The following is a 17,057-nucleotide window of genomic DNA, read 5'->3' as shown; positions in this document are numbered from 1 at the left end:
ATCCTGGAGAAGTTCAGTGACGCAGTTTGTAGCCGCGGCGCAGCAGACCCAGCGCCACGGTTGCGAGTATCAGGAACGTCGCGCCAACGACGGCGAGGCTGGTCTGCGGCGCCACGTCCGACACGCCGAAGAAACCGTAGCGGAATCCGTCGATCATGTAGAAGAACGGATTGAAATGCGACACAGCCTGCCACACCGGCGGCAGCGAGTGAATCGAGTAAAACACGCCCGCGAGGAACGTCGCCGGCATGATGAGGAAGTTCTGGAACGCCGCGAGCTGGTCGAATTTCTCCGCCCAGATGCCCGCAATCAGGCCCAGCGTGCCCAGAATGGCCGCGCCGAGGAACGCGAAACCGATGATCCACAGCGGTGCGGCAAACGACAGATGCGTGAAAGCCACCGTCACGAGGAACACGCCGAGCCCCACGCACAGGCCGCGCACCACCGCGGCGAGCACGTAGGCCCCATACATCTCCCAGTGCGAAAGCGGCGGCAGCAGCACGAACACGAGGTTGCCCGTGATCTTCGACTGGATCAGCGACGAGGAGCTGTTCGCGAAAGCGTTCTGCAACACGCTCATCATCACCAGCCCGGGCACGAGGAAGGACGTATAAGTGATCTGGTCGTAGACCTTCACCCGGTCTTCGAGCACATGGCCGAAGATCATCAGGTAGAGCAGCGCGGTGAGCACCGGTGCGGCCACGGTCTGGAAGCTCACCTTCCAGAAGCGCAGCACTTCCTTGTACAACAGCGTGCGAAAGCCGATCATGCCGCCACCTCCTGCGCACGCGAGCCCGACATGATCTGCACGAATACGTCCTCGAGGTCGGCCTTCTGGATGTCGATGTCCTCGACGATGCCGCCCGCCGCCCGGCAGGTGGCGAGAATCGATTCCACTTCGTCGCAGCCGGACAGGCGCAGCGCGAACTGGTGCCCGCCGGTGTCCTGCCCGTCCACCAGCAGCGGGCGCAATTCGTCCGGCAGCGTGCCCTGCCTGAAGCGCAGCACGAGACGCGTGCCCGCGAAGCGCTGCAGCAGCGACGCCGTACGCTCGAGCGCCACCACTTCGCCGCGCTTGAGCATGGCGATGCGATCGCACAGCGTTTCCGCTTCTTCGAGATAGTGCGTGGTAAGCACGATGGTGTGCCCTTCGCGGTTCAGGCGCGAAATGAACTTCCAGAGCGTCTGACGCAACTCGACGTCGACCCCGGCGGTCGGCTCGTCGAGCACGATCACCGGTGGACGGTGCACGAGCGCCTGCGCCACCAGCACGCGGCGCTTCATGCCGCCGGACAGTTGGCGCATGTTGGCGTCGGCCTTGTCGGTCAGATCGAGATTGGCCATCACTTCGTCGATCCAGTCGTCGTTGCGCTTGAGCCCGAAGTAGCCGGACTGGATACGCAGCGTCTCGCGCACGGAGAAAAACGGATCGAAGACGAGCTCCTGCGGTACCACGCCGAGTTTGCGACGGGCGTTGCGGTAGTCGCGCACCACGTCGTGGCCAAGCACGCTGATATTGCCGGAATCCGCGCGGGCGAGGCCCGCGAGAATGCTGATCAGCGTGGTCTTGCCGGCGCCGTTGGGACCGAGCAGACCGAAGAATTCGCCTTCTTCGATCGAAAAGCTGACGCCCTTGAGCGCCTGCAACGCCTGATAGCGTTTTTTGACGTTACGGATTTCGATGGCGGCCATGACTGCACGCACCCGCCCTGGCGGATGCGCCATGTTTGTATTCCGGTCACCGCTGCCCCCGCGCGCATCGCCCGCTGGCGTGGCGGCCAGGGCAAGGTCGGCAAGGTGGGTGCCCGGAAAGGGATATTTGCCTAAAAATCGGCAGAAAACCCCCGATTATAAAGGAAGCCGATGGCGACCGTGGGGATGGCACCCCAAGCCGCCCGACACCGCCCGTAACCTCGGTAACGCGGTAACGTGCGGTAACGGCAACATCGGCAATGCGAGCGCCGCAGGCCACATCGTCGGCGGCCAGGGATGGCAGTCCAGACACGCGCCATAAAAAAAGCGCCGTCGCGAGACGGCGCTTCTTGTCAGGACCGCTACCCGGTCCGACGCATCAGCTCGAGAGCAGATGGTCGACGCCGTACACCAGCGCCAGGCTGGCGAGTCCCGTCGGCAAGTTAGTGAACGCCAACGTCGCCCCCCGCCGGCTCGCGTGGCGGCGCAAGGCCAGCAGCACGGCGAGCGCCGACGAGTCGAAGTGCGTGAGCCCCGCGCAATCGATCTGGGTTTCGCCAGCGTCGATGCGGTCGATGGCCTGCGCGAGAACGTCGCCGGCGGTGTCGTGAGTGAGATCGGTCTGCAACGCGAGCATGCGCTTACTTGCCGCCTGCGAGTTGCTGGTTGCGCTCGGTCAGGAACTTGATCAGACCGTCGATCCCCGACGCGTTGACCTTTTCCGCGAACTGGTTGCGATACGTCTGCACCAGCCAGGCGCCCAGCACGTTCAGGTCATACAGCTTCCACTCGCCGCTGGCCGTCTTGTAGAGACGGTAGTCGAGTTCGACGGGCTGACCGTTGTTCACCACGTCGGTGTACACGACCACGTCGGTATCGCCCGGCTGGGCGCGGAACGGCTTGTAGTTGACCTGCTGATCGCGAATCTGGGCGATGGCGCCGGCGTACGTGCGCAGCAGCAGTTGCTTGAACTGCTCGGTGAGCTGCTGGCGCTGTTGCGGCGTGGCGTCGCGCCATGCCCTGCCGGTGGCCAGTTGCGTGGTGCGCGTGAAGTCGGCGTGCGGCATGATCTTCTGCTCGACCAGACGCGTGATGCTGTTCAGATCGCCCTTCTGGATATTCGGATCGCTCTTGGCGGCCGACATCACTTCCGTGACCGTCTGCTTGACCAGCACATCCGGAGCTTGCGCCTGCGCCATCGCCGAACCCGCGGCGGTATACGTCATGAATGCCATGACGGGAATGAGCCAGAACTTCTTCATTGTGGACTTCCTCTTTCGAGTGACGAGTGTTGCGGGTTTGGATACCCGCTTCGCGTGTTGAGTTCTCGAATCGCGCGCAGCGTCGTGTAACAAACTGTTGCCCGGCGAGCCTGCCCGCGGCGCCCCGCCCGGCGGGGCGCTATGTTGCGGACACAATTGGCTCGGTTCGGCGCAAAACGGCGACGAACGCGACGTGACCGACGTCGATCAGCGACGGAACGGCAGACCGCCCGGCACCATCCTGCCCGGCACGGGCGACCCTTGCGGGCTCTCCGGCTCGGCCGTCACGCCCGACGCCGGATGGGGTGCCGCAGCCGGCATCGGCTGAGCGCCGGCGCCCACCGCCCCTGCCGCCCCTGCTGCCCCTGCCGCACTTGCCGCGCCCGGGACGGCAGCACCGGCGCCGCCTTCCTCTTCGTCGTAGTTCGGCAGCGCGGCATTGCCCGAGGCGCCGCCGTTGATCAGATATTTGCGACGCGCCAGATAGGCGTCGCGCGTGAACGAATACGGATCGAGCGCGGCCGCTTCGAGCAGGTTCGAGGCGTCGAGCAGGTTCGCGCGCGTATTCACGAGACGCACGCCGTAGATGGTGTAGCTGACCCAGTCAGGCTTGATGTACGAGGTCGGGTCGATGAACATATTGCCCGCCATGCCGACCGTATCGCGCACGGTACTCGGCCCGAGCAGCGGCAGCACGAGGTACGGACCGTCGGGCAAGCCCCACTTGCCGAGCGTGACGCCAAAATCCTGGCTGTGCTTCGGCAATCCGGCCGGCGACGCGAAGTCGATCAGACCGCCCACGCCGAACACCGTGTTGATCGTCAGGCGCATCAGATCCTGCACGGCCGCCGTGACTTGCAGCTGCAGGAGGTTGTTGGCGAAGTTGTACACGTCGCCGATGTTCGAGAAGAAGTTCGTGACCATGTCGCGCGCCGGTTCCGGCACCACGAAACGGTAGCCCTTGGCCACCGGGGTCATGACCGTCTTGTCGAGCGTGTCGTTGAACGAGTACATCGAACGGTTGAAACCTTCGATGGGATCGGCGGGGTTCGGATTCGTGACAGTGGCGCAACCTGCCAGCGCCATGGCGCCGGCGGCCAGCACGGCCGAAGTTCGGAAGCTGGTCATTTCTCTTATTTTCCTTGGGTTACCGGTGCTGCAGCCGCGGGGGCGGCCGGTGCCGGAGCCGTCGATGCACCGCCCGCCTGGGCGCCACCGGCATCCGCCGCCTTGTTGTACAGGAACTGACCGATCAGGTTTTCCAGCACGATCGCGGATTGCGTGAGCGTGATCGTATCACCGCTCTTGAGCATCTGATCGTCGCCGCCGGGCTCCAGCCCGATGTACTGCTCGCCGAGCAGGCCCGATGTCAGGATCTTCGCCGACGAGTCCTTCGGGAACTGGTACTGCGACTCGATGTTGAGCGTCACGTCGGCCAGATAACGCTTGTCGTCGAACCGGATCGACGCCACGCGGCCCACCACCACACCCGCGCTCTTGACGGGGGCGCGCGGCTTGAGCCCGCCGATATTGTCGAAGCGCACCGTGATCGGGTACGAGCTCGAGAACGACAGCGAACTCATGTTGCCTGCCTTGAGCGCGAGGAAGAGCAGCGCGGCGAAGCCGAGAACGACGAACAGGCCGACCCAGAAGTCGAGGGGGTGTTTTTTCATTGTGTTAGCTGAACATAAGGGCGGTGAGCAGGAAGTCGAGACCGAGCACGGCAAGCGACGCTTGCACCACCGTGCGCGTCGTCGCACGCGACACGCCTTCCGGCGTCGGCTTTGCTTCGAAACCCTGATACAGCGCGATGAACGTCACCGCGATACCGAAAACGATGCTCTTGATGACGCCGTTGGCAACATCGGACCACACGTCCACGCCGCCCTGCATCTGCGACCAGAACGCACCGGTGTCCACGCCGATCAACTTCACGCCGACGAGGTAGCCGCCGAACACACCGACGGCCGAGAAAATCGCCGCCAGAATCGGCATGGCGATCACGCCCGCCCAGAAGCGCGGCGCCACCACGCGGGCGATCGGATCGATTGCCATCATCTCCATGGCGGTGAGTTGCTCGCCTGCTTTCATCAGGCCGATTTCGGCCGTGAGCGACGTGCCCGCGCGCCCCGCGAACAGCAACGCCGTGACCACCGGTCCGAGCTCGCGCACCAGCGAGAGCGCGACGAGCAGGCCCAGCGCCTGCTCCGAGCCGTATTTGTTGAGCGTGTAGTAGCCCTGCAGCCCGAGCACGAAGCCGACGAACAGGCCCGACACGGCGATGATGACGAACGAGTAGTTGCCGACGAAATGAATCTGGTCGGTCACCAGGCGCGGTCGGCGCAGCAGCGGACCGCTCGACGCCAGCATGCGCAGGAACATTCGGGCGCCGTAGCCCAGCCGTTCGACGTGGCCTCGGACAAAACTGCCGATGGTAGTGATCATGCACGCGCTCCGATACCGAAGTCTTCCGCGAGCGGCGGCGCGGGATACTGGAACTTCACGGGGCCGTCCGGTTGCGCGTCGATGAACTGTCGCACCGTCGGGTCGTTCGAGGCGCGCAGTGCGTCGGGCGTGCCCTCGGCGCCAATGCGGCCCTCGCTGATGAAATAGATGTAGTCGGCGATGGCGAACGTCTCCGAGACATCGTGTGACACGATGATCGACGTGGCTCCCAACGCGTCATTGAGCTTGCGAATCAGGTTCGCGGTGATGCCCATCGAAATCGGATCGAGCCCGGTGAACGGCTCGTCGTACATGACGAGATCCGGGTCCAGCGCAATCGTTCGCGCCAGCGCAACGCGCCGCGCCATGCCGCCCGAAATCTCGGCCGGCTTCATGTCGCGCGCGCCGCGCAGGCCCACCGCATTGAGCTTCATGAGCACAAGGTCGCGAATCAGCGTTTCGTCGAGCTTCGTATGTTCGCGCAGCGGGAAGGCCACGTTCTCGAACACCGTCATGTCGGTAAAGAGCGCGCCGAACTGAAACAGCATGCCCATGCGCCGGCGCAGCCGGTACCAGCCGTCGCGATCGAGCGTGGACACGTCGGTGCCGTCGAAGTCGATGGCGCCGCGACTCGCATGCACGAGGCCACCGATCAGGCGCAGCACCGTCGTTTTCCCGCAGCCGGAGCCCCCCATCACGCCGACGACCTTGCCGCGGGCAAACCGCATATTCAGCCCGGAAAGCACCAGACGCTCGCCATAGCCGAAGCTGACGTCGCGCAATTCGAGCAGATTTTCCGGATTCGGAGTAGGCACGTTTCGAGTCTTATAGTGCGGTGCAAAACGCCAATTATAGGGGCGAATGCCATTCGATGCCGTTCAAGGGCGGGCCACCGAAACGATGCCCGGCGCTGTCCCGCGGCATTTTACAGGGCCTTCGTGTCCGCGCCCGATCGGGTTGCGCCAATCGCAACGGGGGGAAAACGTAACCGCGCCAACGACTTACCTTGCACCGCCGGGTGCAGGTGTTGCGCCGTTGCTACAATAACCCCGTTTTGCGCAATGCACTTTTGTCTCGATGCCTCTCCACCTGCCCACATCGCTCCATGCCCTTGCGCCCAGCGCGTTCCAGATTCGTCCGATGCGACTGGCCGACATGGCTCAGGTGCTGGCCGTTCAGGCCGAAGCGTATGCGGAAGTGATGCACGAGTCGGAGGCGACTTTGGCGTCGCGGCTGGCGCTCTCGCCCACCACCTGCTGGGTTGCCGTGGACCATGCGCCGGATGACGAGACGTCGGACGGTACGCGCGAGCGAGTGGCCGGCTACCTGTTCACGCACCCCTGGTGCATCGCGGCGCCTGCGCCGCTCGACACCGTTCTCGACGCACTGCCCGACGCGCCCGACTGCTGGTACGTCCACGACATGGCCCTGGCGCCCCGCACACGCGGCGCAGGCGTGGCCCGCCAGTTGTATGCCGCAGCCCTCGCGGTCGCGCAGACGCTGGGCCTGCGGTCGTCGGCGCTGGTGGCGGTGCAACAGTCGCAAACCTTCTGGGCACGCTTCGGCTATGTCGCGGCTTCGGACGTCTCGCCGTCGATCGCCGCCAAACTGGCCGGGTACGGAGACGGCGCCGTGTTCATGACGCGCCCGCTTCCGCACTGAGGGATTCGAACCCCCCGCCAACCTTGCACCCTTGCACCCTTGCACCCTTGCACCCTTGGCATCTCGATCGCCTGACCGTCTGACCGTCCGGGCGCCCTGACGTCCCCGGGCGCGTGTGAGTCAGTCCCGCCGGGCGAACTCGGCCTGCATTTCCTTGACGGCCGCCGCCACGTCCGCGGCTTGCGTCACGGCGCGCACCACCGCAGTGGACCCCACCCCCGTGTCGAGCACCTGAGCGAGATTCGCGGCGTCGATGCCACCGATGGCGACAAGCGGGTAATGCGGCGCGATCAGTTTCACGTAGCGGGCCAGCTTCGCGAGCCCCTGGGGCGCCGTCGCGATCACCTTCGTCGTGGTGGGAAATACGGCGCCCACGGCGAGATAGCTCGGCTGGAAATGATGCGCAGCGAGAATCTCGTAATAGCCATGCGTGCTGATGCCCAGCCGCATGCCGCTGGCGTGCAGTTCGGCCACTTCGCCGGCCGACAGCGCCGCCATGTCCTCCTGGCCGAGATGCACCCCGTACGCCTGCGCGCGGGCGGCTTCGCGCCAATGGTCGTTGATGAACCACGCACTGTCGTGCGTCACCCGTCGGGCAGCGGCGACCGTACGCTCGATGTCCGAGCCCAGCGCGGGGTGCGCCGGATCCTTGATGCGCAATTGCACGGTACCCACCTGAAGGTCGGCCATGCGCTCGCACCATTCGGCGTTCGGCAGCACGGGATAGAGTCCCAGTCGCTTGGGGCAGCCCGGAAAGCGGCCCGGCGACGGCACTTGCCCGAGGACTTCCGGGAACGTTTCGAGACGGGTCGGCCACGCGCCCAGCGTGCCGGCATCCTCCGCATGGGCGTGGCTGCCGTCGGTACGCCAGGCACGCGCGAGTACGAGCGCGTCCTGCGGCATGAAACCACAGTCGAGAAACGCCGCAAACGCCGGGAAGAAGGCCGGATCGTCCACGCCGGCCACCCGATAGATCGTATCGGACGTATACAAAGTATCCTCGGCACGACCTGCGGCCAACGCCCGTGAGTCGAGCACCACGGCGCCCGCCGCGCGCCAGGCATCGCGTTGCATCAGCGCCGCCGTGCCCGGCGTTTGCGCCGACGACATCGGCCACCAGATCACGTCGCCCTTGCCCGCACTTGCCGGCGTTTGCGCATGCAGGCGCCAGCGGGGCGCCGAGGCGTCGTCGGGCCATGGCGCGAGCCGCGCGCGAATTTGCGCCGCGGCCTGCTGCCAGGCCATGGCCAGCGGTGCATCGTCGGGCAGGCATCGCACGTTCGAGAGGTGCAAGTCGTGCGAGGGTGCGGCGGCGCCGGAGTGCGTCGTCATGAAAATTCCTTGAATGTCGATCGATGCGCGCCGATGGCGGCGAGGCTCGCGGGCGCTCAGGCGCCCGTCTGATGCCAGAACGGCACGCCCACGACCGGCGTGCTGGCCTGCGCACTCTCGCGCTCGGCCATCGGTCCGGCGAGCCACGCGGCGCGGCCTGCCCGGATCGCGGCGGCGAACGCGCCGGCCATCTCCACAGGTTGCGCGGCGAGCGCCACGGCCGTGTTGAGCAATACGCCATCGTAGCCCCACTCCATCACCTGGCACGCGTGCGACGGCAGGCCGAGGCCGGCGTCGACGATGAGCGGCGTGTCCGGCAGGCGGTCGCGCAGCAGGCGCAGGCCGTAAGGATTGATCACGCCCTTGCCCGTGCCGATGGGCGCGCCCCACGGCATGAGCGCCTGGCAGCCCACGTCGAGCAAACGGCGGCAGAGCACCAGATCCTCCGTGCAGTAGGGCAGCACCTTGAAGCCGTCGCGAATCAGTTGTTCGGCGGCCGTCACCAGGCCGAACGGATCGGGCTGGAGCGTGTAGTCGTCGCCAATGAGTTCGAGCTTGATCCAGTCGGTCTCGAAGACTTCGCGCGCCATTTGCGCCGTTGTCACCGCTTCCTGCACCGAATGGCAGCCGGCGGTGTTGGGCAGCACCGGCACCGCGAGGCGGCGCAGCGTCTCCCAGAAATGCCCTTCCGACGCCTGTGCGCCCGTGCCCGACAACTGGCGGCGCAATGCCACCGTGACCATGCCCGGCCGGGCGGCGTCGATCGAGTCGTTGAGCGCCTGCAGCGACGGATAACGGGCGGTGCCCAGCAGGAAACGGCTGCCGAAACGGGTGTCGTAGAGCGTGAGCGCGTCTCGCGCGCTGCCGGCCGCCACGTTGGCGGATTCGGTGAATGCGTTCATGTCAGCCTCCGGCGACCGGTTGCACAACGTCGATCTTGTCGCCCTGCGCGAGCACGCGCGCGGTGTATTGCGTCTTGGGCACGAATTGTCCGTTGATAGCCGCCGCAAACGGCGGCTTCGCGCCATAGGCGTTCAACGCCTCGGCCAACGTCGCGGTCTCGGCCACGCTCAGTGTCTGTTGATTGATATGGATATCCATCTCGTACGGCTCCCTCTCATGCCTGGCGGAACAGGTCCGGCCACGGCCGGCTCGCTCGCCACGTCTCCCAGTCGAACGCCTGCCCCGACGGCGCGCTCGTTGTTTGCATCAATGCCTGTGCCAGCGCGCAAGCCTCTCCCGTCACCGCAGGCGCGAGCAGATAGCCGTGACGGTAAAGTCCGTTCACGCGCATCAGCCGGGCGCCGTCCCACTGCACGCGGGGCAGATGGTCCGGCAGCGCCGGGCGACAGTTCACATTGAGTTCCACGATGCGCGCCTCGCCGAATGCCGGGTTCAGCGAATGCGCCGCCGACAGCAGCTCGAGCGCCGAGCGTACGGTCATCGGTGACATGTCCTCCGATTCCAGCTCGGTCGCGCCAATCACGTACAGATCGTTTTCCTTTGGCGCGATATAGATCGGATAGCGCGGGTGCAGCAGGCGTACCGGTCGCCGCAGCCCGATGCCCGGCGCGTGAATGCGCGCCACTTCACCGCGAACGCCGCGCAGTTGCGTCAATGCTGTACGCGCACCGAGCCCGCGGCAATCGATGACGAGCCCCGCCTGCGGATACGCGCCCTCGGCGATCTCGGTATGCCAGTGCAGTTCCGCCCCGGCCTTTGCCAGGCCAGCCGCCAGCGCGCGCAGCAGTTGACGGTTGTCGAGCTGCCCTTCGTTGGGCAACAGCCAACCTTCCTGAAAACGACCGGCCAGCGCCGGCTCGACCTCGCCCAACTGCGGCCCGGCCAGCCGCTCCACGCCGCCGCGCAGCAGGGCCGGCGGCGCGTTCGCGCGCATGCGGCGGTCGAACATCACGGATTCGGCGCGATCGGGCTGATGCCACACGACCAGTGTGCCGTTGCGCTGGAAGAACACGGGCTCGGGCAGGCCGTCGATGAGCCCCGGCCAGCGCTCCAGGCCGACGGCTCCCATCTCGACGATGCTCGGCTCGGCCACGGCCGCTTCGGCCAGCGGCGCGAGCATGGCGGCGGCCACCCAACCCGCCGCGCTCGAACCGTCGGCATCGCCGCGTTCGTACAGCGCGACGCGCGCGCCCCCACGAATCAACTGCCAGGCGAGCAGACGACCGGACAGGCCGCCGCCCAGAATGGCGATGTCGGGATGCGAAATCGGGGCGCTCATACGCGCATTGCCGCGCAGGCCGTGACGGCGCGCAGGCACTCGGGAAGCCGCGAAGGTGTGTGTGGAAGGTAACGCATGGGGTCCTTTCCTCATGAAAGCAAAAGGACGAAACGGTGTCTGGACACCTTACCCCACTGGAGGAGTCGGAAACTTCCCACGCCGGTATTACCCGGGTCGGGTGCAAAGGGTCTCTCTCAGCCCCGCGTTCCTTTGTGACGCATGGTTAACCTTGTCAGTTAACCCCCGCGTCCGACACGGAGCACCCCTGTTTCGCCCGCAGCCATTACAACATAGATGCCGACGCCCGTGCAAGCTGGCCTCCCGGGCGGTTGCACGCTCATCGCGTCTCGTTTTTTGACGAATCCCCCGGGCCTTGTAACAACGCGTAAACTGAATTTCGATGTGACGCGCGTTTCGGGCCGCAAATCGTGCAACGCAGCATCCTGAACAACGGTCAAACGAACCGTTTCCCCCATAACAAATTGGCTCCTTGCGGCAATGCCGCCCGACGATCATGGTCCACACGCCGATGTCCTCCGCGTCGCCCGACGTCCCGCCGCCGGTCGATCCGGCCACCCCCGCCCCCACCCCGCCGAAGCACCCGAGCGCCTGGCAACTGATCCGCCCCTACTGGGTGTCGGAAAAGCGTTGGGAAGGCCGCCGGCTGCTGGCACTCGTCGTCGTGCTCAATCTGGCCGTGGTGTTCATCAACGTGCGGCTCAACGCGTGGAACGCCAGCTTTTACGACGCGCTGGACAAGCGCAACTGGCCCGTCTTCAAGTCGTCGCTCGTCGAATTCGCGATCCTCGCCTTCAGCTTCATCATCATCGCGACGTTCCGCACGTACTTCCGGCAGATGCTCGAGATCCGCTGGCGGCAATGGGTCACCGATGCCACGCTCACGAAGTGGTTCGCGCATCAGGCGTACTACCGCATCGAGCGCGATCACCTGACCGACAACCCCGACCAGCGCGTATCGGAAGACATTCGCACGCTGGTAAGTTCGTCGCTCGCGCTGTCGCTCGACCTGCTCACCACGCTCGTCTCGCTGTTCTCGTTCGTGACGATCCTCTGGACGATCTCGGGCGCGGTGTCGTTCGCGCTCGCCGGCATGAACGTGACGATTCCCGGCTACATGGTGTGGGTCGCGGCGCTGTATGCGCTCGTGGGCTCGTTCTTCATCTTCAAGGTCGGGCGCCCGCTCGTGGGCCTGAGCTATCGCCAACAGCAGGTCGAAGCCGACTTTCGTTTCCTGCTGGTGCGCTTGCGCGAATCGGCCGAGCAGGTGGCGCTCTACCGCGGCGAGGGCGCCGAGCTGTCGCGCCTGAAAGCGGCATTCGGCGCCGTGCGCGACAACTGGTGGCAAATCATGGTCGTGACCAAGCGCCTGATTTTCGCGAACTCGATCTATGCGCAGATCGCCATCGTGTTCCCGATCATGGCGGCCGCGCCGCGCTACTTCGCGGGCGCCTTCACGCTCGGCGTGCTCATGCGCATCATCGACGCGTTCGGGCAGGTCAGCGACGGCTTCTCCTGGTTTGTGAACAGCTTCTCGACGCTGGCGGACTGGAAGGCGACGATCAACCGTCTGCGCGAATTCACGCGCGTGATCGATGCCGCGCCACGCGCGGGGGGCATCGACGTGCGCACGGCCGACCAGGCACTCGCCTTCGCGGCGACCGACCTCACGCTCACGCTGCCTAACGGCGCCCCGCTCGTGGACGCCGGCTCGTTCATCTTCGCCCCCGGCTCGCGCTGGCTCGTTCGCGGACGCTCGGGTTGCGGCAAGAGCACCATGCTGCGCGCGCTCGCCGGCCTGTGGCCGTTCGGCAGCGGGCGCATCGAGGTGCCCGCGAGCGCCCGCGTCCTCTTCCTCTCGCAGCAAAGCTACCTGCCGATCGACACCCTCAAGGCCGCGCTCGCCTTTCCTTCCGCACCCGACGCCTTTACCGACGCCGAATGTCGCGCCGCGCTCGACGCCGTGAAGCTCGGTCAGTACGGCGACGAACTCCTGAGCGTCGCGCACTGGGCGCGGCGGCTGTCCGGCGGCGAGCAGCAACGGCTCGCCGCGGCGCGCGCCCTGCTGCAAAAGCCCGACTATCTGTTCCTCGACGAGGCCACCAGCGCGCTCGACGTCCAGACCGAAGAAGCGGTGTACGAAGCGCTCCATGCCCGCCTGCCGGCCACGACCCTTGTGAGCGTGGCGCATCGCGATACGCTTGGACGCTTCCATCAGCACACCCTCACGCTGCCCGCGACGGCGGACGTCGAAAGGTCACGGGTGGTCGGCGCGGCCTGATTCGTTCACTTCATAAATATTATTGACGCGCCTGTTCCGGCGGGCAGGGGGTTTGGCATAATCACGAGCACCTCTGGCTTGCTTCGGGCACATCGTGACTACCCCCGCTTTCCCGTCCGGCCCGCGCGCCGCGCGCACCATCGTCGTGACCGGCGCGGCATCGGGCATCGGCGCCGCCATCGCGCGCCGGCTTGCCTCTCCCGACACCCGCCTGCTCCTGCATACCCGAGGCGCATCCGACGCGAGTCAGGCGCGGCTGGCGGACGTGCGTCACGCCTGCGAGGGATTCGGCGCCCAGTGCGCCGTTTGGTTCGGCGACCTGACGGACCCGTCGGCGGGCGCGCGCCTGATCGACGCCGCGCATGACGCCTTCGGTCCGGTCGATCAGGTCGTGAGCAATGCCGGCTTTGCCACGCGGCAAAGCCTCGCCGACATCGACGACGACGCTTTTGCCCGCACGCTCGCCGCCATGCCAGGCGCCTTCGCCGCCCTGCTGCGCAGCGCCCTGCCCGATCTGCAACGCTCGTCGCAGGCCAGCGTGGTCGCCATCAGCTCGTTCGTCGCGCATCGTTTCGCACCCAATCAGGCGGGCTTTCCGGCCACGGCGGCAGCCAAGGCCGCCATCGAGGCACTCGCCAAAAGCGCCGCCGCCGAGTATGCGCGCGCCGGCGTAACGATCAACTGCGTGGCCCCCGGCTATACGCGCAAGGACGGCGGCCATTCGGCCATCGACCCCACCGCATGGCAGCGCGCGGCCGACGCCACCCCGACCGCACGCCTGTGCGAGCCCGACGATGTCGCCGCACTCGCCGTCTTCCTGCTCGGCCCGCACGCGCGGCAGATCACCGGCCAGGTCATCCACGTCGACGGCGGCCTCACGCTCTGACGCTGACGCGCCGACACATCGATGCGCCGCGTCATGGCGGATGGCGAACATCGCACGCACAGGGACGCAGCCGCGGGGCACGGCGCCGGAGAGCGCCACCGTTTATCCGCACACGTTTATCCGCACACACGCAGCACACATAACGACAGGCACAGGATCCACCGAGGAGTTTCCATGGCATTTTTTTCCTGGTTCAACGAACTCAACACGAAGGAACGCAAGGCCCTGTATGCGGGCTTCGGCGGCTACGCCGTCGACGCGTTCGACTTCATGATCTATTCGTTTCTCATTCCCACGCTCATTGCCGCATGGGGCATGTCGAAGAGCGAGGCAGGCATGATCGCCACCAGCTCGCTGATCTCGTCGGCGGTCGGCGGGTGGCTGGCGGGCATTCTCGCGGATCGCTTCGGGCGGGTGCGCGTGCTGCAGTGGACGATTGCCACGTTCTGCCTGTTCACCTTCCTCTCTGGCTTCACGAACTCGTTCTGGCAGTTGCTCGTCACGCGCACGTTGCAGGGCATCGGCTTCGGCGGCGAATGGACGGTGGTCACGATGATGATGGGCGAGATGATTCGATCGCCGCAGCATCGCGCCAAAGCGGTCGGCACGGTGCAAAGCAGCTGGTCCGTGGGCTGGGCCGCCGCCGCGCTGCTGTACTGGTTCTTCTTCGCGGTGCTCGACGAAGGCACGGCATGGCGCGCGTGTTTCTGGATCGGCATCGTGCCGGCGCTGTGGATCACGTACGTGCGTCGTAACGTGTCGGACCCCGAGATCTTCACGCAAACGCGCCGCAAGGTCGCCGAGGGACAATTGCAGGGCAACTTCATGCAGATTTTCTCGCCGGAGCATCTGAAGACGACGATCCTCGGCAGCCTGCTGTGCTCGGGCATGCTTGGCGGTTACTACGCCATCACCACATGGCTGCCGACGTACCTGAAAACGGTGCGCGGTCTGTCGGTATTCAACACCAGCGCCTATCTGATCGTGCTGATCGTCGGCTCGTTCGTGGGCTACATTGTCGGCGCGATTCTCTCGGACAAGCTCGGCCGGCGCGGCGCCTTCATCTTCTTCGCCATCGCGTCGTTCCTGCTGGGCATGGCCTACACCATGCTGCCGATCACCGACAGCGCCATGCTGCTGCTCGGCTTTCCGCTGGGCATCGTCGTGCAAGGCATCTTCGCGGGTATCGGCGCGTATCTGACCGAGCTCTACCCGAACCACATTCGCGGTTCGGGGCAGGGCTTCTGTTACAACCTGGGGCGCGGCATCGGGTCGTTTTTCCCCATCGCCGTGGGCACGCTCGCACAGACGGGTTCGCTCGTGAAGGCGATCGGCATGGTGGCCGGCGGCGGCTATCTGCTCGTGGTGCTGTGCGCCCTGCTGCTGCCCGAGACACGCGGCAAGTCGCTCGCCACGCCTGACTTCACGCACTGATCGCGGCACGCCGCGGCTGAAGCGCCCGGCTTCAGCCCGCCACCGGAAGCGCGCCGGCATAGGGCGCTTCCGGTAACCCCTGCACCCCGCAACGCACGGCGAACACATGCCCGTCGTGCTCGTTGGCTCCCACGCCCGGCCGAATCGACGTGACGAACAGCGTGTCGAAATCGCGTCCGCCGAATGCGCACATCGACGGCTTCGACACGGGCAGCACGATTTCCCGATCGAGTACACCCGCCGGCGTGAAGCGCAGCAGGCGACTGCCGTCGTTGGCACAGGTCCAGTAGGCGCCGTCGGCATCGACCGCGGCGCCGTCCGGCCGCCCCGGGTAGTCGTTCATGTCGACGAACAGACGCTGCGCGCCGATGACACCGCGCTCGGCATCGAAGTCGAACGCCCATACGCGCCGACGCGCCGGATGCGAGTCGCTCAGGTACATCGTGCGACTGTCGGGCGAGAAGCCGAGGCCATTCTGCGTGACCAGACGGTCGACCAGCGGCGCGGACAGCCGTCCCTCGGCGTCATAGCGGAAGAGCGCGCCAACGTCGCTCACGAGCGACATGTCCTGCACCATCGTGCCCGCCCAGAAGCGCCCCTGCCGGTCGCAGCGGCCATCGTTGAAGCGCATGCCCGAGGCCGGAAACGCCGGTGCCGCGAGTCGTTGCCACTGCGATTCGGTCACGGTGTCCGACGCACCGAGTCGCGCGGCGAACAGGCCGCTCTCGCAGCCCGCCAGCAGCGTGCCGGCGGCGTCGAACGTGAAGCAGGCGATCTGCTCGGGGAACGTCCATTGCCGGTGAATGCCGTCGGCCGGCGTGACGCAATGCAACTGTCGCGCCGGGATGTCGACCCAGTACAGCGCCTGTTCGTCGGCGCGCCACAGCGGGCTCTCGCCGACGGCATGGGGCGTTGCACGCGACGGCTCTAGCCGCTCGATCGACACGCTCATGCCTTGGGCTCCATCGGCCCCATCAGCACAAACGGGCCACCCTGGAAGCGCTGCGCCCAGTCGTCCATCTGCGTGTCGGGTGCCTTCGCCGGGAACAGTCCTGCGAACTCGGCCGAGCTGTCCTGGGGACGATAGCCAAGAAAGGCCGCCTTCGTGTTGTCGACCCAGAGCGTCGGGTTGTCCGACACACCGTAGACGATGGCGTGTCCCACGCGATTCGTGAACAGCGAGCATCGCACGAGCTCTGCGAAATCACGATAGCTCAGATACGTCACCATCATGCGCGGGTTCTTCGGCTGCTCGAACGACGAGCCGATGCGCAGGCAGACCGTCTCGAGGCCGAAGCGATCGAAGTAATAGCGCGACAGGTCTTCGCCGAAGCACTTGGACAGACCGTACATGCCATCGGGACGATGCGGCACGTCGGTGTCGAGCACCTCCGTCACGGGATGGAAGCCCACCGCGTGGTTCGAGCTCGCGTAGATGATGCGCCTGACGCCCTGCTTCTGCGCCGCGCTGTACACGTTGTACAGGCCGAGAATGTTCGCTTGCAGAATATCGTCGAACGGCGCCTCGACGGAAATGCCGCCCAGATGCACCAGGGCATCGACGTCCGCGAGCAACGCATGCACTGCCGCACGATCGGCGAGATCGACCTGCATCGCTTCCTCGTGAGGCGCGTCGGCGGTGATCGGCACGATGTCGCTCACGCGCACGATGTCCGCCCACTCGGCGAGCTTGCCGCGCAGTTGTTTGCCCAGATTGCCCGCGGCGCCGGTCAGCAGCAGGCGACGAAACGGCTTGGAGGGGTTGCCGGAAGTCTGGCTCATATCAGTCCTTGTTCATCGGTA

18 protein-coding genes and 1 riboswitch are annotated in these 17,057 nt (G+C 66.0%); of the genes, 4 read left to right on the top strand and 14 right to left on the bottom strand.

The features are described 5' to 3' along the window. Nucleotides 1-13: 13 nt before the first annotated feature. The 8 genes from LV28_RS25970 to LV28_RS25935 form a co-directional block, all read right to left on the bottom strand. Nucleotides 14-769: an ABC transporter permease gene (locus tag LV28_RS25970; RefSeq protein ID WP_023593881.1), complete on the bottom strand. Its 756-nt coding sequence runs from the start codon at nt 767-769 to the stop codon at nt 14-16. Then, a complete protein-coding gene (locus tag LV28_RS25965) occupies nt 766-1,692 on the bottom strand; it encodes an ABC transporter ATP-binding protein (RefSeq protein WP_023872482.1) in 927 nt (308 codons plus the stop codon). Before LV28_RS25965 ends, LV28_RS25970 begins: the two co-directional genes overlap by 4 nt. Before the next feature lie 379 nt (nt 1,693-2,071). After that, nucleotides 2,072-2,329, bottom strand: a complete 258-nt coding sequence (locus tag LV28_RS25960) for an STAS domain-containing protein (RefSeq protein WP_023593879.1) — start codon at nt 2,327-2,329, stop codon at nt 2,072-2,074. A gap of 4 nt (nt 2,330-2,333) precedes the next feature. Then, a complete protein-coding gene (locus LV28_RS25955; protein ID WP_038619110.1) occupies nt 2,334-2,954 on the bottom strand; it encodes an MlaC/ttg2D family ABC transporter substrate-binding protein in 621 nt (206 codons plus the stop codon). Nucleotides 2,955-3,161: 207 nt separating this feature from the next. Further along, nucleotides 3,162-4,082: an MlaA family lipoprotein gene (locus tag LV28_RS25950; protein WP_038619112.1), complete on the bottom strand. Its 921-nt coding sequence runs from the start codon at nt 4,080-4,082 to the stop codon at nt 3,162-3,164. Nucleotides 4,083-4,087: 5 nt separating this feature from the next. Then, nucleotides 4,088-4,627, bottom strand: a complete 540-nt coding sequence (gene mlaD / locus LV28_RS25945) for an outer membrane lipid asymmetry maintenance protein MlaD (protein ID WP_023593877.1) — start codon at nt 4,625-4,627, stop codon at nt 4,088-4,090. A 4-nt stretch (nt 4,628-4,631) separates the two neighbouring features. Next, nucleotides 4,632-5,399, bottom strand: a complete 768-nt coding sequence (mlaE, locus tag LV28_RS25940) for a lipid asymmetry maintenance ABC transporter permease subunit MlaE (RefSeq protein WP_023593876.1) — start codon at nt 5,397-5,399, stop codon at nt 4,632-4,634. Beyond that, nucleotides 5,396-6,214, bottom strand: a complete 819-nt coding sequence (locus LV28_RS25935) for an ABC transporter ATP-binding protein (RefSeq protein WP_023593875.1) — start codon at nt 6,212-6,214, stop codon at nt 5,396-5,398. Before LV28_RS25935 ends, mlaE begins: the two co-directional genes overlap by 4 nt. A 262-nt stretch (nt 6,215-6,476) precedes the next feature. Here LV28_RS25935 and LV28_RS25930 point away from each other — a divergent pair, with 262 nt between their 5' ends. Continuing rightward, the gene (locus tag LV28_RS25930; protein ID WP_048806472.1) at nt 6,477-7,061 is read left to right on the top strand and encodes a GNAT family N-acetyltransferase; all 585 of its coding nucleotides are present in this window, start codon (nt 6,477-6,479) and stop codon (nt 7,059-7,061) included. Between the two features lie 120 nt (nt 7,062-7,181). Here the strand turns inward: LV28_RS25930 and LV28_RS25925 are convergent, their stop codons facing one another. From LV28_RS25925 to LV28_RS25910, 4 genes are read right to left on the bottom strand one after another with little or no spacing between them, the layout of a single operon-like run. Further along, entirely contained in the window at nt 7,182-8,393 is a 1,212-nt protein-coding gene (locus LV28_RS25925; protein ID WP_255315195.1) for a thiamine phosphate synthase, read from the bottom strand. A gap of 56 nt (nt 8,394-8,449) precedes the next feature. After that, the gene (locus tag LV28_RS25920) at nt 8,450-9,295 is read right to left on the bottom strand and encodes a thiazole synthase (RefSeq protein ID WP_023593872.1); all 846 of its coding nucleotides are present in this window, start codon (nt 9,293-9,295) and stop codon (nt 8,450-8,452) included. A gap of 1 nt (nt 9,296) precedes the next feature. After that, nucleotides 9,297-9,494 carry a sulfur carrier protein ThiS gene (gene thiS, locus LV28_RS25915; RefSeq protein ID WP_023593871.1) on the bottom strand — a complete coding sequence of 66 codons (198 nt, stop codon included), beginning with the start codon at nt 9,492-9,494 and terminating at the stop codon, nt 9,297-9,299. A gap of 16 nt (nt 9,495-9,510) precedes the next feature. Further along, nucleotides 9,511-10,635 carry an FAD-dependent oxidoreductase gene (locus LV28_RS25910; protein ID WP_023593870.1) on the bottom strand — a complete coding sequence of 375 codons (1,125 nt, stop codon included), beginning with the start codon at nt 10,633-10,635 and terminating at the stop codon, nt 9,511-9,513. A gap of 134 nt (nt 10,636-10,769) precedes the next feature. Next, nucleotides 10,770-10,912, bottom strand: a riboswitch (TPP riboswitch). Nucleotides 10,913-11,164: 252 nt separating this feature from the next. Here LV28_RS25910 and LV28_RS25905 point away from each other — a divergent pair. From LV28_RS25905 to LV28_RS25895, 3 genes are all read left to right on the top strand, one after another. Then, a complete protein-coding gene (locus tag LV28_RS25905; RefSeq protein ID WP_038621762.1) occupies nt 11,165-12,934 on the top strand; it encodes an ABC transporter ATP-binding protein/permease in 1,770 nt (589 codons plus the stop codon). A 94-nt stretch (nt 12,935-13,028) separates the two neighbouring features. Then, nucleotides 13,029-13,820 (top strand): SDR family NAD(P)-dependent oxidoreductase, encoded by a 792-nt coding sequence (locus tag LV28_RS25900; protein ID WP_048806473.1) that lies wholly within the window; start codon nt 13,029-13,031, stop codon nt 13,818-13,820. Between the two features lie 174 nt (nt 13,821-13,994). Continuing rightward, complete coding sequence (locus tag LV28_RS25895) at nt 13,995-15,254, top strand: MFS transporter (protein WP_023593867.1); 1,260 nt, start codon at nt 13,995-13,997, stop codon at nt 15,252-15,254. Nucleotides 15,255-15,285: 31 nt separating this feature from the next. Here the strand turns inward: LV28_RS25895 and LV28_RS25890 are convergent, their stop codons facing one another. Together LV28_RS25890 and LV28_RS25885 are read right to left on the bottom strand one after the other, a co-directional pair. After that, nucleotides 15,286-16,206: an SMP-30/gluconolactonase/LRE family protein gene (locus LV28_RS25890; RefSeq protein WP_025250187.1), complete on the bottom strand. Its 921-nt coding sequence runs from the start codon at nt 16,204-16,206 to the stop codon at nt 15,286-15,288. Then, nucleotides 16,203-17,036: an NAD-dependent epimerase/dehydratase family protein gene (locus LV28_RS25885; protein ID WP_023593865.1), complete on the bottom strand. Its 834-nt coding sequence runs from the start codon at nt 17,034-17,036 to the stop codon at nt 16,203-16,205. Before LV28_RS25885 ends, LV28_RS25890 begins: the two co-directional genes overlap by 4 nt. Nucleotides 17,037-17,057: the final 21 nt, after the last annotated feature.

The sequence above is a fragment of the Pandoraea pnomenusa genome (genome assembly GCF_000767615.3).
GTDB classification, from domain to species: domain Bacteria; phylum Pseudomonadota; class Gammaproteobacteria; order Burkholderiales; family Burkholderiaceae; genus Pandoraea; species Pandoraea pnomenusa.
The sequence above is the reverse complement of the archived record's forward strand: the minus strand, read 5'-3'. Positions and strand labels throughout refer to the sequence as shown.

Bases quoted from the DNA above. Each gene is read 5' to 3' on its own strand.
- LV28_RS25910 (WP_023593870.1), bottom strand. From the start codon at position 10,635: ATGAGCGCCCCGATTTCGCATCCCGACATCGCCATTCTGGGCGGCGGC.
- LV28_RS25885 (WP_023593865.1), bottom strand. From the start codon at position 17,036: ATGAGCCAGACTTCCGGCAACCCCTCCAAGCCGTTTCGTCGCCTGCTG.
- LV28_RS25905 (WP_038621762.1), top strand. From the start codon at position 11,165: ATGTCCTCCGCGTCGCCCGACGTCCCGCCGCCGGTCGATCCGGCCACC.
- LV28_RS25920 (WP_023593872.1), bottom strand. From the start codon at position 9,295: ATGAACGCATTCACCGAATCCGCCAACGTGGCGGCCGGCAGCGCGCGA.
- mlaD (WP_023593877.1), bottom strand. From the start codon at position 4,627: ATGAAAAAACACCCCCTCGACTTCTGGGTCGGCCTGTTCGTCGTTCTC.
- LV28_RS25890 (WP_025250187.1), bottom strand. From the start codon at position 16,206: ATGAGCGTGTCGATCGAGCGGCTAGAGCCGTCGCGTGCAACGCCCCAT.
- LV28_RS25925 (WP_255315195.1), bottom strand. From the start codon at position 8,393: ATGACGACGCACTCCGGCGCCGCCGCACCCTCGCACGACTTGCACCTC.
- LV28_RS25965 (WP_023872482.1), bottom strand. From the start codon at position 1,692: ATGGCCGCCATCGAAATCCGTAACGTCAAAAAACGCTATCAGGCGTTG.
- LV28_RS25895 (WP_023593867.1), top strand. From the start codon at position 13,995: ATGGCATTTTTTTCCTGGTTCAACGAACTCAACACGAAGGAACGCAAG.
- thiS (WP_023593871.1), bottom strand. From the start codon at position 9,494: ATGGATATCCATATCAATCAACAGACACTGAGCGTGGCCGAGACCGCG.
- LV28_RS25930 (WP_048806472.1), top strand. From the start codon at position 6,477: ATGCCTCTCCACCTGCCCACATCGCTCCATGCCCTTGCGCCCAGCGCG.
- mlaE (WP_023593876.1), bottom strand. From the start codon at position 5,399: ATGATCACTACCATCGGCAGTTTTGTCCGAGGCCACGTCGAACGGCTG.
- LV28_RS25960 (WP_023593879.1), bottom strand. From the start codon at position 2,329: ATGCTCGCGTTGCAGACCGATCTCACTCACGACACCGCCGGCGACGTT.
- LV28_RS25955 (WP_038619110.1), bottom strand. From the start codon at position 2,954: ATGAAGAAGTTCTGGCTCATTCCCGTCATGGCATTCATGACGTATACC.
- LV28_RS25950 (WP_038619112.1), bottom strand. From the start codon at position 4,082: ATGACCAGCTTCCGAACTTCGGCCGTGCTGGCCGCCGGCGCCATGGCG.
- LV28_RS25970 (WP_023593881.1), bottom strand. From the start codon at position 769: ATGATCGGCTTTCGCACGCTGTTGTACAAGGAAGTGCTGCGCTTCTGG.